Genomic DNA, 13924 nt, shown 5'->3' with positions numbered 1-13924 from the left:
TAAATTGATTTTTTAATTTTAAGACTCTAAGATAATTTTATCTTAGAGTCTTAATGGATTATTTGTTTATTTTTTTAGACAAGGCTAGTTTTTGAGTGTAATGTAGGCAATTTTTTCTATATTACACTCAAATATTATTTTAAATTCCATATTGAATCCTTTTTAAAGAATTTATTAATTTTGTTGTAAATTTTTAATTGGTTTTAATTCAGAGAAATAATAAACCTCTGATACACTAGGATTCCATCCAGTCCATTTGTCATTTCTGAAAAGATAGTGCCCAGAATATATGTATATTGGTGCAGCAGGAAAATCTTTTTCAATTATTATTGATTCTGCTTTTCTAAGTAAATTTTTTCTTTTTATAGGATCTTGTTCAAAATCTGATTCTCTGATAAGTGCATCAAACTCTAAGTTTGAATATCTGTATGATGCAAGTTGTGAATTTTCACTTGTAAAGATAGTAAAATAGGTGTGTGGATCTAAATATTCCCCAATTCGTCCAATTCTTATTATTTCAAAATTGCCCGCATTTCTGCTATTAGTAAGAACAGGCCAATTCTCATTAGTAAGCATAATATTGATATTTAAAATTTTTTTCCATTGGTCTTGAATAAATGCAGCAATTTTTTTATGAGTTTCATTTGTATTATATTTTAGCGTTAGGATTGGAAATCCTTTCCCATTAGGATATCCAGCTTCTGTTAAAAGCTTTTTAGATCTTTCAGGATCAAATAAAATCAATTTTTTGCCGTAATTATAATTTTCAAGATTAGGAGTTATTTCTCTTGTGGGAACTGTTCCATCGTTAAGTACTTTGTAAGTTAAAGTTTCTCTATCAATGGCTAGCGTTAAAGCTTCTCTAACTCTAGAATCATCAAGGGGTTTTATTTTAGTATTAAATGAGTATAAGTAAATTGCATTACTTTTGTGTTGATAGTAGTCGGTTTGCAGTTTTATTTCATTGACAATGTCTGGTGGGATGCTGTTAAAAATAGCATCAATTTCATTATTTTTATACATATTATATACAGTTAGATCGTTATCAGATGTAATGTATACAAGTTCTTCAAGCTCTACTTCTTTTGCATTGTAATAGTGTTCGTTTTTTTCGAATATAATTTTTTCATTAGGCAATCTTTTTTTTAATTTAAAAGGCCCGCTGGTAACCATGTTCTCAGGGTTTGTCCAATTTTCTTTATATTTTTCAATAACGTGAATAGGCACTGGCATGAATATGTGGTGCAAAAGCAATTCAAGAAAATAGGGTTTTGGAGATGTTAGTGTTATTTCTAATGTTTTGCTATCAATTGCTTTAATTCCAAGCTCAGAATCAGACACTTTTTCATCAAAATACTCTTGACCATTTTTTATTATTGATTTAATCATATCTACGTTAGTAGATTCTGTTTTTTTATTTAAAATTCTGAGAAAAGATTTTCTTATTCCTTCAGCAGTAATTGCAACTCCATCGCTCCAAACAATGTTATCTCTTAGATAAAATTGATACGTTTTTTTATCTTTTGAGACTTCCCAATTTTTAGCAAGTCCAGGCTTGAGCTTACCTGTTTTGGTGTTTAATGTTAAGAGTCCTGAGAATGCTTGTTCTAAAATTCTTGCTCCGATTGTTTCATCTACTAAGTGTGGGTCAAGCGATGAAGGTGCTCCTCCTATGTACACTTTGAACGCTAATTTTTCCTTTTCCGAATTGTTATTACATGTAATTAAAGATATGGCAAATATAATTAGTGTTGCTATCTCAAATTTTTTACCGATTTTTTCAAATTTATTAAAATTCATTTTAACCTTCTTCCTAGATTATAATTATTTTTAAATTTTAAATTATCTTTTTTTTAGAAGAAAGTCAATAAAAATCGCCTATAAAAAACAGATTAATAGGCGATTTTTGTTTGATTAAATAAATAATTATTTATTTTTTAATTTTAGTTGAGACAAATCAAATCTTTCTGAAATATTGGTATTCCAACCAGTCCACTTGTCATTTCTGAAAAGGTAACTATTTCCATATATGTATATTGGTGCTATTGGGAAATCTTTTTCAATAATTATCTCTTCTGCTTTTCTTAGGATGTCTTGTCTTTTTATTGGATCAAGCTCAAGATCAGATTTCTTAATAAGTTCATTGTACTCTGAGTTTGAGTAATTGTAAGATGAGAATTGTGTGTATCCTTTAGTGAATATGCTTAAAAATGTCAAAGGATCAGCATAATCACCTACCCATCCGGCTCTTGCTATTTCGTAATTTCCATTTGCTTTGGTGTTTAAGTAAGTTGTCCACTCTTCGTTTTCAAGTTCAACAGTAATATTTAAATTTTTTTTCCATTGGTTTTGAATGAATTCACAAATTTTTTTATTTGCTTCGCTTGTATTATATTTTAATTTTAAAATAGGGAATCCATCACCGTCAGGATAACCCGCTTCAGCTAGAAGGGTTTTTGCAGCTTCAGTATTAAATAATTCTAAATCTTTTGCATAAGAATATGAGCTAAAGTTAGGAGTTACTCTTCTTGTAGGGGTAGTTCCATTGTCAAGAACTTTATACGTGAGTGTTTCTCTATCAATAGCAAGAGTTAATGCTTTTCTGACTTTAACATTGTCAAGTGGTTTAATTTGTGTGTTGAATGCATAAAAGTATAAGGCATTAATAGCTGATGAGTAATAATCGCTTCTTAATTTTAGATTTTTAATTAAATCGGGTGGTATGGAGCCAAAGATCGCGTCTATTTCTTCATTTTCATACATTTTATACGCTGTTGAGTTGTCATTTGTTGTATAAAACACAATGTCTTGTACTTCTACTTTGCTTGAGTCGTAGTATTTGTCATTTTTTTCAAGCACATATTTTTCATTAGGAATTCGTTCTTTTAATTTAAATGGACCGCTAACAACCATATTCTCAGGACTTGTCCAGCTTTGTCCATACTTTTCGGTTACGTGAATTGGTATTGGAATAAATGACTGGTGTACTAACATATCAATAAAATAGGGTTTTGGAGATTCTAGTGTTATTTCTAATGTTTTTTCGTTAATTGCTCTAATTCCAAGTTCAGAGTCAGACACTTGTCCTTCAAAATATTTTTGACCATTCTTAATCGCCGATTTAACCATTTCAGCGTAACTTGAACCAGTTTCTTTATTTAAAATTCTAAGAAAAGATTTTCTGATCCCTTCGGCAGTGATTGCAACTCCATCACTCCAGGTGATTTTTTCTCTTAGGTTAAATGTATAAACTGTTCCGTCAGAGGAAATATCCCAACTTTTTGCAAGTCCAGGTTTGTTTCCCCCTGTGTTAGGATCGCCTGTAACAAGCCCTCTAAACATTGTATCTAACATTTTTGATGCCACACTGTCTTCTGCTAATTGGGGGTCAAGACTGCTTGGCTCTGATCCTAAGCTTATTTTAAATGATACTCCTTCTTCTTTTTTCTCTTTATTACAACAAAGAAGAGTTAGAAAAAATATTATTGAAAATAATGACTTTTGCAATTTCATAATTTTTTATACCTCCGTTTTAAAGTTAGCTTTAAAATTTAACTTTAATTTTATAATTGCCTTTCTGTAGATATTAATTTTAAATCTTAATTTTAAAATTACTTATTTTATTATTTTTTAGTTTTAATGTCTTCATATAAATAGCTTTCTGAAACATTTGGTGTCCATCCTGTCCATTTATCATTTCTGAAAAGGTAATGAGCTTTAGGGATATATAATGGTGCCATAGGAAAATCTTTTTCCACTATTATTGCTTCAGCTTCTCTTAAAATGTCTTGCCTTTTTATTGGGTCAAGTTCCAAATTAGATTTTGCTATTAAAGCGTCATACTCTTTATTGGAATATTGGTATGATCCGAAAGAATGGTTTTCTGTTGTGAATAAACTTTCAAAAAATGTTAAAGGATCAGAATAGTCTCCTATCCATCCTACGCTTGATATTTGGTAATTCCCGCTTCTTCTGCTTCCTAAGAACGTTGTCCACTCTTCATTTTCGATTTCTATGTTAATGTTTAGAATTTTTTTAAATTGTTCTTGTAAGAATTCTGTTGCTATTGAACTTCCCCCATTTGTTGAGATTTTATATTTTAACCTAGGGAATCCTTTTCCATCAGGATATCCAGCTTCAGCTAAAAGTTTTTTTGCATTCTCAGGATCAAATAATATTAAATTCTTTCCATAAGAGTAATTATCAAATTTTGGAGTTAAATTTCTTGTTGGGTCTGAACTTCCTTTTAAAACTATTTTAGACAAAGTTTTTCTATCAATAGCAAGAGAGAGTGCTTGTCGAACTTTTAAATTGTCTAGTGGTTTTATGGTTGTATTGAATGCTATGTATGCCATTGCGTTTTTTGATCCTGAGTAATAATCATCTCTTATTTTAATTTCTTCTAAATTATTTTTTTCTGCTCCTTGAAGAAAATCGATTTCACCATTTATGTACATATTGTAAGCTACATTGCCTTCTATTGGATAAAATATTACTTCATCAATTTCTACATTTTTAGTATTGTAATATTTTTCATTTTTTTCTATTACGATTTTATCGTTAATTGATCTTTCTTTGAGCTTGTATGCACCGCTAACAACCATATTTTCAGGATTTGTCCAATTTTCTCCATATTTCTCAATAATGTGTATTGGGACTGGTATGTATGCTGAATTTGTTAGCATGTCAGGAAAATAAGGTTTTGGAGATGTCAATGTTATTTCTAGGGTTTTGCTGTCAATTGCTTTTATGCCCAGTTCAGACTCAGAAACTGTTTCATCAAAATATTCTTGTGCATTTTTTATTGCGGATTTTACTAAATTAGCATACAATGCAGCTGTTTTTTTATTTAAAATTCTTAGATAGGATTTTTTTATCTCTTCAGCAGTAATTGCAACTCCATCGCTCCAAACTATATCTTCTCTTAAGTGGAATGTGTAAATACTCCCATTGCCAGAAATGTCCCAGCTTTTTGCAAGTCCCGGTTTATATTTTCCGGTTTGTGAATCTTTTACTGCTAGGCCTAAGAATAGGTTTGTAATTATATTGGTAGAATAAAGGTCTGTTGAGAGTTGAGGATCAAGTGATGATGGTTCGTTTAAGTTTGACACTCTAAAAACTATTTTTTCTTTTTTCTGATTATTAGTACAGGCTATTAATGCAAAAATAGTTATCATTAAAGCTATTTTTATGTATTTCATGAAATTTTCCTTTTTCAATAAGAATTTATATTTTTGTTGTATTGATTTTTTGCTAATCTTTTTTAATAAATAATGTTTATTTTGTTTTTAAGTGCAGGCCCCCTAATATTTTTATTTATCTTGTTTTTAAATTTTACTTTAATTCTTATAATAAAAAAAGTCTGATAGAATAAATATCTTTAATTTCTATTTTGTTTCTTTTTATAATTTTGGTATACATAAAATTTTGAGTTTATTTGTGGTGTTTACAATATAATGTTATTAGCGTTGTGTTATGAAGATAAAATTAATTTATTTAGCATTTTACTTGTTTGTCAATTTTTATTGTCTGAAATTTTATTTTAATTTGTGTAATAAATAAGGTATAATGGGTGTGGAATGTTTTAAAAAATGTATGCTTGTTTAATATTAGTTTTTATTGCTAGTTTTAAAGAGCTGTTTGTTGGTAGCGAATAAAATGATATGGCTAATAATTAAGTGGCAACATAGAATGCTTTAAAAGGTGCTAGTTTTATGTTTGTACAAAATGAAAGTTTTGGTAAATATTTTAAAGACATGGAGAGCGATTTTGTAAGTCAGTTTAAGTCTGTTGAAAATGTTAATTATTTAGATAAATCTTATCGTAATGCAGATTCTAATAGTAGAAGATTGGCGGATAGAATGATAGAAAGACTTCTTGAGAGTGGGTCTACTATTGTTGGTATGCAAAATATTTTAGAGCTTTATCAGAAGACCAAATCCGGTAAGTCTTCAATTATATTAATGGAACATTACAGCAATTTTGATTTTCCCTGTTTTCAATTTTTACTTTGCAAAATGGGTTATAATGATATTGCAGACCATATAATTCCAATAGCTGGAATTAAGCTTTTTAGAGACAATTTATTTGTTAAAACCCTTTCTTTGGGGTACAATGCGATATTGGTGTATCCACCGCATGCATTTGTTGGAATTGGTTTGGAGCATGCTAGGAAAAGACGTGTTTTCAATTCTAATTCCATGAAACGTATTTATGAAAATAAAAATAATGGATATATTATACTGATTTTTCCTACAGCTACTAGATATAGAAAAGGAAGACCTGAGACAAAAAAAATAATTTCAGAAATTGGTAATTATTTTAAAATTTTTGACTATTATTTGATGATTGGAGTCAATGGAAATGTTTTAGAAGTTTCTGAAGATGGAGATATGTCTCACGATGTTTTTAAAAGAGATACTCTTATATATAATGCTGGTGAGGTAATAAGTATTGTTGAGTATAAGGATAAAATTCTAAACTCTTTAAAAGATGGCCAGATAGAGGTCACAAAGGAAGTTTTGGGTTTAAAAATTGCTGAGGATTTAGAAACTCGCTTTAGGGTTCTTCACGCAGAAGGACTTGAAGTTTACAAAAAGAGCTTTTGAGCTAGGAATTTGATTATATATGCCTAAGATAGATAAGATAAGACAATTCAAAAGGGAAATATTAGATAATCTTTCTAATGAAAGGTTGTCTAAGGAGTCTTTTGGGGTAAGTATGGAGGTTAAGCTTCCTGAGCCTGGAGAAAATATTGTTCCTTGGATAAGTGAAGATCTTGACTTAGAGGAAGATGATAATGAGCTTGATTTGAATTTTATGCTTGATGCTCTTGAGAGTGAGGATAAATTACCCTATTCTGACATTCTTGATGAGAATTTGCCTTCAAGTGATTCTGAAGAGAGAATCGACATGGATTCAGAGCTTTCAACTTTGAATACTGATTTTGATACTTCTTCTGGTGATTCTTTTGAAAATAGCATTGAAAAAGCTCTTGAAGATAATTCTATTGATTTAGATGTTGCTTCAAAACTTGATTTTGATCAGTTAATCGATTCTTCAGAATTTAATTCTGAAGAATCGATTAACAATAAAGAAAATAATGATTCTTTTGAATTTAATGATGATTCTTTTGAATTTAATGATGATTCTTTTGTTTTAAGAGATGATGATTTTATACAGTCTAATGAATTTAATATTGGTGATACGGTCACTGATAAAAGCCAGACAGTCGAACAATCAGAGATATTTGTTGGAGATAACTTAAATTTAAATACTGATGATAATGACTTTGATAACGTTGCAGATGATTTTAAATTTTTAGAGTATGATCAAAATGAAAATTCTAAACGTTTTGGATTTAAGGTTAATTATCCATTGTTTTTAAAGCATTTGAATTCTTATCCTAGAAATTTAAGAGTTGCAATTGCTGAGGCTTTAACTAAGGAGAATGTTTCAAGGTATAAGCTTGAAGCATTAGTTGATCTTGTTGAAAAAAATAAAAAAAGATTGAAATTTATTGCTAAATTTGTAGGAGATATTGTTGGGCGCTCTATTAAATTGCCTATAATTTATTTTAAGGCGGAAGAGTTTAGCAAGCTTCAGCAGAGGTTGAGTTATAGAATCTCAAGAGCTTTGCTACCTTTGATAAAGATAGCGTCTCTTTTTGTTGTTTTAGTTTTAGTTTCTTTGTATTTTATAGTAGATATAGTATTTTTTTATGTTGCCTCTGAGAGTAAGTATAAAGAAGGTATAGAGTCTGTATATGCAAATAAAAGAGAGCTTGCAAAAGCTACCTTTAGGGATGCTTATTACATTAGGCCTGATGATAAATGGTTTATTAATTATGCTAAAGCGTTTGAAGACATCAGAGATTTTGATAGTGCTGAAGAGAAGTATGAGGAGTTATTTACAATTGAGCCATTTTCTCAAAATTCTACAAATAGAAGACGAAAAAAGTTTAATAAGGAAGGATATATTGCCTATGCTTTTATGAAAATGCGTCTTGGAGAATATTATCAGGCTAATTCGATACTTGATGAGGTTATATCTCATGATCTTTATGATTATGAGGCTTTAGTATTAAAGGGAGACAATTATTTTAAATGGGCTAAAACAAATTCTAACTACTATAAAGATAGTATTAATAGCTATACGGTTGTGCTTTCAAAGTATGGACGAAAAAAGGAAATTTTATTTAAACTTTTTAATGCTTATATTGAAGCTGACTTAGATATTGAGTCTGATAATGTTAATAAATTTATTAAGTCAAATGTAATTTTAGATGTTGATGAAGTTGTTTACACAAAATATGCTAAAAAGTTGATAGACAAGTATGTTTCTTTTGTGAATTATAATCAGAGGGCAAACAATCTTGCTATAAACTTAAATTATCTTAATGGACAAACAAATTTATTGAATAAAGAATTTTCTGATTTCAAAAGGAATGATGGTAGAACTATTTTTAAGCTTGACAATAATGTTAATATGAATTCAGAAATCGAATATATTCTTAAAAAGATATTAAATAAGAATCCCAATTACGATAAGGCGCTTTTTGAAAGTGGAAGATATTCATATTACATAGGGGATTTTAAGAAGGCTGAAGTATATTTGCTTAAAGCATTAAGTAGTTTTAGGCGGAAAAATTCAATTGAAGATGCTGTTGATAAGATATTAGCTTATAAAATTTTAGCAGACATTTATGAAAAATCTCGAGATTCTCTTAGGGCTAGCAATATTATTGGCTTGGCCTTAAATGATTATTCTTTTTATAAAAAGCACAATCTTATAAAAGGATCTAAGGAGGTCTCTTCAATTTATGAAAAGCAAGGTGATATTCTTAGATCTTTAAACGATTTTAAGTCTGCGATATCTTCTTACAAATTGGCAATAAATGAGGGTGTTGATTATCCGGATGTTTACTATAAAGTTGGGTTACTGAGTTATAGAGAAAATAATTATGAAGATGCATTAAAATATTTATTTAAAGTAGAGAGCATGGCGGGGTTTTCAAGTAGTAACGAAGTTTTAAATTCTATTGCGTCAACTCTTTATAAAATAGGCGATTTTTTAGCTTCTAGAAGCTATTACTTAAGGGTTATGCAAAATTTAGAACTAGAGAAGGCTAATGTTTTGAATTTAAAGCCCAAAGAAAATGGTTATCATAAAATTCTTTTGCTAAAAGAAATTGAAGCTTATAATAATCTTGGGATTGTAGAAGTAATGGCATCTTTTTCGTCTGTAAGAGATACTAAACTTTTTAATTCTGGAGTTAGTAATTTAAGCGAATCAGCTAGAATTTTTGATATATTAAATAGAGATGAAGATATGGTAAAAAGTGCTAAAAAAGATCTTGCTAGTTTAAATCTCAGGAATATTTTTAAGAATAATTTTTCTAAGTCTAATGTTTTGTTTTATGAAAATTTATCTGAAAAGCTTTAATTATTAGCCTTATTATTGGTTTTGGGTTGTTTATGAGGGTTTACTATGAAGAGAATTTTCTTATTTCTTTTTATTAGCTTTTATTTGTTTGGATTTGAAGATAGTTCTTTGAAAATTGGTATTGATGATGTTTATGTTGAGGCCCATGAAGAAGGATTTCATCTTTTTATTAGAAAAAAACCCTCAATCAAATCAGTAATATTGACAGAGTCTTTTGAAATTCCTGATAAGAAAAAAGATGTGGCTACTTATTCATTCCGCACATTAAGTTATAATAAGGTTAATGGGGATGAAATTCGAATTTTAAATGGAAGAGTTATTAGAAATAAAGAACTCTTATCATTGACATCTTCCACCCCTGTTCCTAATAAGAAATTTGGAGAAGCTTTTCATATATTGATTCCAAAAAAATTAAAATATGGATTTCCAAATTTTTCAACAAGAAGCGGTGAAATTGATTTAGAGGTGTTAAAAAGCAAAAAAGAGCCTTTTTGGTTTTCTATAAGATCTTTTGAGAAAAAATATAATGATTATTTAGGTAAGTACCAAGACAATGCTTATGAATTATTTTTCAAGGATACTCAAAATCAAGGAAAAATTGAATTTAATAAATTAAGAGACACCTTTACAAAGTTTTCAGATGAGGTTGTTATTGCCAATAATGGCATTGATGTTGTTGATAAAATAAAAAAAATTTTAAAAGACTCAGAAGATTCAGTTTATGACTTAGATCTGGTGCTTGTTATTGATACTACTGATAGCATGAAAAGTAATATTGAGATTTTAAAAGAACATTTGTTTTCAATAATAGAACCCCAACTGCAAAAATTTAAATCCTATAGAATAGGGCTTGTTTTTTACAAAGATTATCTTGAAGATTTTTTAACCAAGGCTTTTGATTTTAATACTATTCCCTATTTAAACAATATTCTTAAACATGTTAATGTTGGTGGTGGTGGGGATTATCCAGAAGCTGTTTTTGAAGGGATTGATGCTGCTGTAACTCAGTTTGATTGGCGGGCAGAAAGAAGATTTGTTATAGTTATAGGGGATGCTCCCCCACATGAGTATCCAAGAGGATCTGTTGTTTATAAAGACGTTATCAATTCTGCAAAGGAAAAAGATATTACAATTTATGGAATAATATTTCAGTAATTTTTTTATTTTTTTAAATTGTTGTTCTCTATTTTATTTAATATTTTTTTGGCTAAAGGCTTAATCCATTTAGGCATTTCCATCTTATTTTCTATTAGCTCTTCAAATATTTTTTTTGCTTTTTCTGTTTTATTTGTTGTGTAGTATATAAATGCAATTTCATATTTACCAGTAGCAACTATATTTGGATTGTGGATGTAATTTTGAATCATTTTTTCATATGCTTTTAATGCAGAGTTGTAGTCATTAACATTGATAGCTTTTTGGGCTTCTCTGAGATAAATTCCATAAGGAGTTTCTTTTGTTAATTTTTCCAAGTTAATTGTATAGCATGAAATAAATATTAAGCTTAATAATGTTAGTTTCTTCATTTTCTATCTCTTTTAGAATGTTTTTATTATTTAATTTTATTAGATATAAAAAAAGAAAGCAAGGCTTTAAGCCTTGCTGTATTGATTTTTGTGCTATTTGGCAGGAATTATTATTTTCCAGTTAGAATGTATTAGGTCTGGATTTTGTATTTTTTGTCTATTAGCAAACCAAATTTTTGGCCATAAGTAAGGATCGTTATATAATTTTTTAGAAATGCCCCATAAGGTGTTACCTATTTTTATTATATAAAGCTCGCTGCTTGCATTGCTTTGGTAAGCTTCTAAGTACCTTGCAGATTCTAAAAATAATTCATTGGCAAGTCGAAAATTTTTAACATTTTTAGCCTCAACTCCTTCTTCCCACAATTTTCTAGATCGTTCAATAAGTTCTAGTGTTTTAAATTGCTCTTGAGATTGAGAGTTTTTTGCTATTTCTGCTTTTTCTTCGTACGCAAGTACTATTGGAGTTTCTGTTTTTCCTAGAAGATAAATGCTTTCATTAATGTTTAAAAGATTTAAGTGACCGTTTCTTTCTTTAATAAATGCTCTTCCATTCCATGGTGATGGCTTGATAAGCTTATTGTTGCTATAAATTGGCAGGTTTGAAGCCGCTTCAAGTGCCTTTAATTGCTTATACATTCTTTCATCTGTTTCTTTTAAGGCCTTAGCTTCTTTAGCATTTTTTGCTGCTTGTTGTGCCCTGTTGAATGCTTTGCTATACATGTCAAGGGAATTGTCAAGATCGTAATTTTTGTATTTTCTTGTTGCTTCAAAATATAAGTTATTTACTTCGTCGATTTCCAATGGAATCCATACATATGCCTCATTTGCTTCTGCATCGTTTAAATACTTTTCAATGTTTTCTTTAAGGTAATTTGTCTTTTCTTTTTTTTCTTTTGTTTCTTTAATTATTGTTTTGTATCTTTCAAGTATTTTTAGTGCAATTTCGTTTCCTTCTTTTACCTTTTTTTTAGAAAAATTTTCTTTCATTGTTTCTTCTAATCTTTCAGCTTCATTGAACTCTTTAGAATAAAAAAGATGCCCCCTCTCTCTTATTAGTTCATTTTTAATATCTTTTATATCTCTTAATTGAAAATTTTTATTATTTGGCTGTGCAATTTTAGCATTTTCACTCTCTCTTGCTTCCGGAGGCGTTTTGCATGCGATAAAAGAGATTGCTACTACAATGCATAGCATTGATATTAATTTATTCTTTTTATTCATAAATACACCCTTCTAATAACTTGGCTGCTATTATCTTTAAGTAAGAACTTTTAAATATTAATGTTCTTCTTTTACTATTTTTTATTATTAAATTATAGCATGTCAATAAAACACTTAATATTTTTAATTCTTAAATTAAATTATAGTTCTTTTTCAGCATTGTTCAAAGTGTAATAAATTTATGCAAAACAAGGTATAATTAAGTTTGTAAGTTTTTTAAAGACCAGGAGAGCTATATTCTTAGAATGTATTATTTTGCCCTTTTAATATTGTTTTCAAGTAGAGTATTATTTTCTCAAGTAGCGGTTATAAAAGAAATAGAGGGTAAAGTTAATGTTATTAGAAATACACTTCCTGTTAAGCTTGATTTAGATGATGAAATTTTTGAATATGATTTTATCGAGGTTGGAGAAAATTCAAAGCTTAAAATAAATTTATATGGAATAAACGGTGTTTCTGCTGATTTAATTTTTTATCCCAACACAAGTAGTTTTGTTTTTTATTCTTCTCTTAAAGATTTACAGGATGCAAAAATATATTTGTTTAGAGGAAGTATTGATGCTGTAATTCATAAGATTGTTAAAGGGTCTTCATTTTCTGTTATCATAGACAATAAGTTTTTTAAAGTTGAGAATATGGCAAGATTTTATGTCAACAGTGATTATTTTAATAATTGTTTTATTAATGTTTACAAGGGTAATGTCAGGCACATTGATAAAAATGAATATTTGATTTTTCCTAATACAAGCCTTTTGCTTTTTAATGGAAATTCTTTTTTACATAAAGTTAATGAAGGTACTTTAAAAGGTGTTAATCAAAATTTTATAAGAATGGCTAAAGATAATTTTATGTCTTTAAATAAAAGATTTTTATATGTTTTTATTTTAAAATATATTGAGGATAGTTTTAGATTTGACTTTATGTATAATTATTTAATTAAAGATTTTAAGTTTAATTCCATATATTCAAAGTGGAGCTTGGAAGATAAAAATTATAGACTTGGCAGCAGAGTTGATATGATTAAAAATATTAATTATTTAAAGGGTAGAATTGGTATGCTTTTTAATAATTTTGTTGATTTGGCAAATAGGTTTTATTTTGTGGATGATATTCTTAAATATTGCTCTTTTCCCTCAGATAATTCAATAGCTGTTAACAACTCTATTTCAAAATTTTTAAAAGAGTACAAAGCTAATAAAAATTTTTTGAGAAATAAGTTTTTTAAAACAATCCATTCCCTAAAAATGTATTTAAGGCGTTCAAATGATGATATTACTAGCAATTTAAATATTAATGAATTGTATTTATTACGCCCTAGAGAGTTTTGATTTTTTATGTATTTAGGTTATTGTGTTAAAGTTATTTGTTAGGTAAAATGATAAATTTTTTGAAAATTCATCAGCGATACTGGGGAATTAATGTATTTGGTTTTATTATTTGTTTTAAGCTATTAATATTAAGCGCTATTAAAAATATGAACAATTTTCAAATTTTATTACACCATTTAATGAAATTTAAAATTTGTATTCAGAATTTATTTAATGTTTTGTTAAATTTGGGATATGAGTTTTTTGCCAAAAATCCTATTATAAGGATAAAATGTGACTTGCAGATTTTTGGTTAATTTTTTAATTAGTTTTGGCAACTTTATTTTTTATAAGCCTATTGTCGATCTTTTGTATTTGACTTTCATGGTGTTAAGATGAATTTAATAATAATCAATAAAAGGA

At 28.4% G+C, this 13924-nt stretch carries 10 protein-coding genes; 5 read left to right on the top strand and 5 right to left on the bottom strand.

The window, feature by feature from the left end; genetic code table 11:
• Positions 1–174: 174 nt before the first annotated feature.
• The 3 genes from OY14_01625 to OY14_01615 form a co-directional block, all read right to left on the bottom strand.
• On the bottom strand, positions 175–1800 hold the full coding sequence (locus tag OY14_01625) for an ABC transporter substrate-binding protein (GenBank protein AJA90155.1): 1626 nt from the start codon (positions 1798–1800) through the stop codon (positions 175–177).
• Between the two features lie 126 nt (positions 1801–1926).
• On the bottom strand, positions 1927–3513 hold the full coding sequence (locus OY14_01620; protein AJA90154.1) for an ABC transporter substrate-binding protein: 1587 nt from the start codon (positions 3511–3513) through the stop codon (positions 1927–1929).
• Between the two features lie 110 nt (positions 3514–3623).
• On the bottom strand, positions 3624–5201 hold the full coding sequence (locus OY14_01615; GenBank protein ID AJA90153.1) for an ABC transporter substrate-binding protein: 1578 nt from the start codon (positions 5199–5201) through the stop codon (positions 3624–3626).
• A gap of 513 nt (positions 5202–5714) precedes the next feature.
• Here OY14_01615 and OY14_01610 point away from each other — a divergent pair.
• Genes OY14_01610 through OY14_01600 form a run of 3 tightly spaced genes read left to right on the top strand, consistent with a single transcriptional unit; the run spans position 5715 to position 10599 of the window.
• Positions 5715–6608 carry a glycerol-3-phosphate acyltransferase gene (locus tag OY14_01610; GenBank protein AJA90152.1) on the top strand — a complete coding sequence of 298 codons (894 nt, stop codon included), beginning with the start codon at positions 5715–5717 and terminating at the stop codon, positions 6606–6608.
• Positions 6609–6627: 19 nt separating this feature from the next.
• Positions 6628–9444 (top strand): hypothetical protein, encoded by a 2817-nt coding sequence (locus OY14_01605; protein AJA90151.1) that lies wholly within the window; start codon positions 6628–6630, stop codon positions 9442–9444.
• A 45-nt stretch (positions 9445–9489) separates the two neighbouring features.
• The gene (locus OY14_01600) at positions 9490–10599 is read left to right on the top strand and encodes a membrane protein (protein ID AJA90150.1); all 1110 of its coding nucleotides are present in this window, start codon (positions 9490–9492) and stop codon (positions 10597–10599) included.
• 5 nt (positions 10600–10604) lie between these two features.
• On the opposite strand, the gene OY14_01595 is transcribed toward OY14_01600, so the two are convergent.
• Together OY14_01595 and OY14_01590 are read right to left on the bottom strand one after the other, a co-directional pair.
• Positions 10605–10970: a hypothetical protein gene (locus tag OY14_01595; protein AJA90149.1), complete on the bottom strand. Its 366-nt coding sequence runs from the start codon at positions 10968–10970 to the stop codon at positions 10605–10607.
• A gap of 93 nt (positions 10971–11063) precedes the next feature.
• Positions 11064–12194, bottom strand: coding sequence for a peptidoglycan-binding protein LysM (locus OY14_01590; protein ID AJA90148.1), 1131 nt, complete (start codon positions 12192–12194; stop codon positions 11064–11066).
• 269 nt (positions 12195–12463) lie between these two features.
• On the opposite strand from OY14_01590, the gene OY14_01585 reads away from it, so the two are divergent.
• Positions 12464–13522 carry a hypothetical protein gene (locus tag OY14_01585; protein AJA90636.1) on the top strand — a complete coding sequence of 353 codons (1059 nt, stop codon included), beginning with the start codon at positions 12464–12466 and terminating at the stop codon, positions 13520–13522.
• A gap of 47 nt (positions 13523–13569) precedes the next feature.
• Positions 13570–13818: a hypothetical protein gene (locus OY14_01580; protein ID AJA90147.1), complete on the top strand. Its 249-nt coding sequence runs from the start codon at positions 13570–13572 to the stop codon at positions 13816–13818.
• Positions 13819–13924: the final 106 nt, after the last annotated feature.

The sequence above is a fragment of the Borreliella chilensis genome (assembly GCA_000808095.1).
Classification (GTDB): domain Bacteria; phylum Spirochaetota; class Spirochaetia; order Borreliales; family Borreliaceae; genus Borreliella; species Borreliella chilensis.
Note: the sequence above shows the minus strand (reverse complement) of the source record. Positions and strands in the feature narration are given on the sequence as shown.

Excerpts from the sequence above, each read along its gene's own strand:
- OY14_01610 (AJA90152.1), top strand. The coding sequence starts at position 5,715 with ATGTTTGTACAAAATGAAAGTTTTGGTAAATATTTTAAAGACATGGAG.
- OY14_01600 (AJA90150.1), top strand. The coding sequence starts at position 9,490 with ATGAAGAGAATTTTCTTATTTCTTTTTATTAGCTTTTATTTGTTTGGA.
- OY14_01580 (AJA90147.1), top strand. The coding sequence starts at position 13,570 with ATGATAAATTTTTTGAAAATTCATCAGCGATACTGGGGAATTAATGTA.
- OY14_01590 (AJA90148.1), bottom strand. The coding sequence starts at position 12,194 with ATGAATAAAAAGAATAAATTAATATCAATGCTATGCATTGTAGTAGCA.
- OY14_01615 (AJA90153.1), bottom strand. The coding sequence starts at position 5,201 with ATGAAATACATAAAAATAGCTTTAATGATAACTATTTTTGCATTAATA.
- OY14_01595 (AJA90149.1), bottom strand. The coding sequence starts at position 10,970 with ATGAAGAAACTAACATTATTAAGCTTAATATTTATTTCATGCTATACA.
- OY14_01625 (AJA90155.1), bottom strand. The coding sequence starts at position 1,800 with ATGAATTTTAATAAATTTGAAAAAATCGGTAAAAAATTTGAGATAGCA.
- OY14_01605 (AJA90151.1), top strand. The coding sequence starts at position 6,628 with ATGCCTAAGATAGATAAGATAAGACAATTCAAAAGGGAAATATTAGAT.
- OY14_01620 (AJA90154.1), bottom strand. The coding sequence starts at position 3,513 with ATGAAATTGCAAAAGTCATTATTTTCAATAATATTTTTTCTAACTCTT.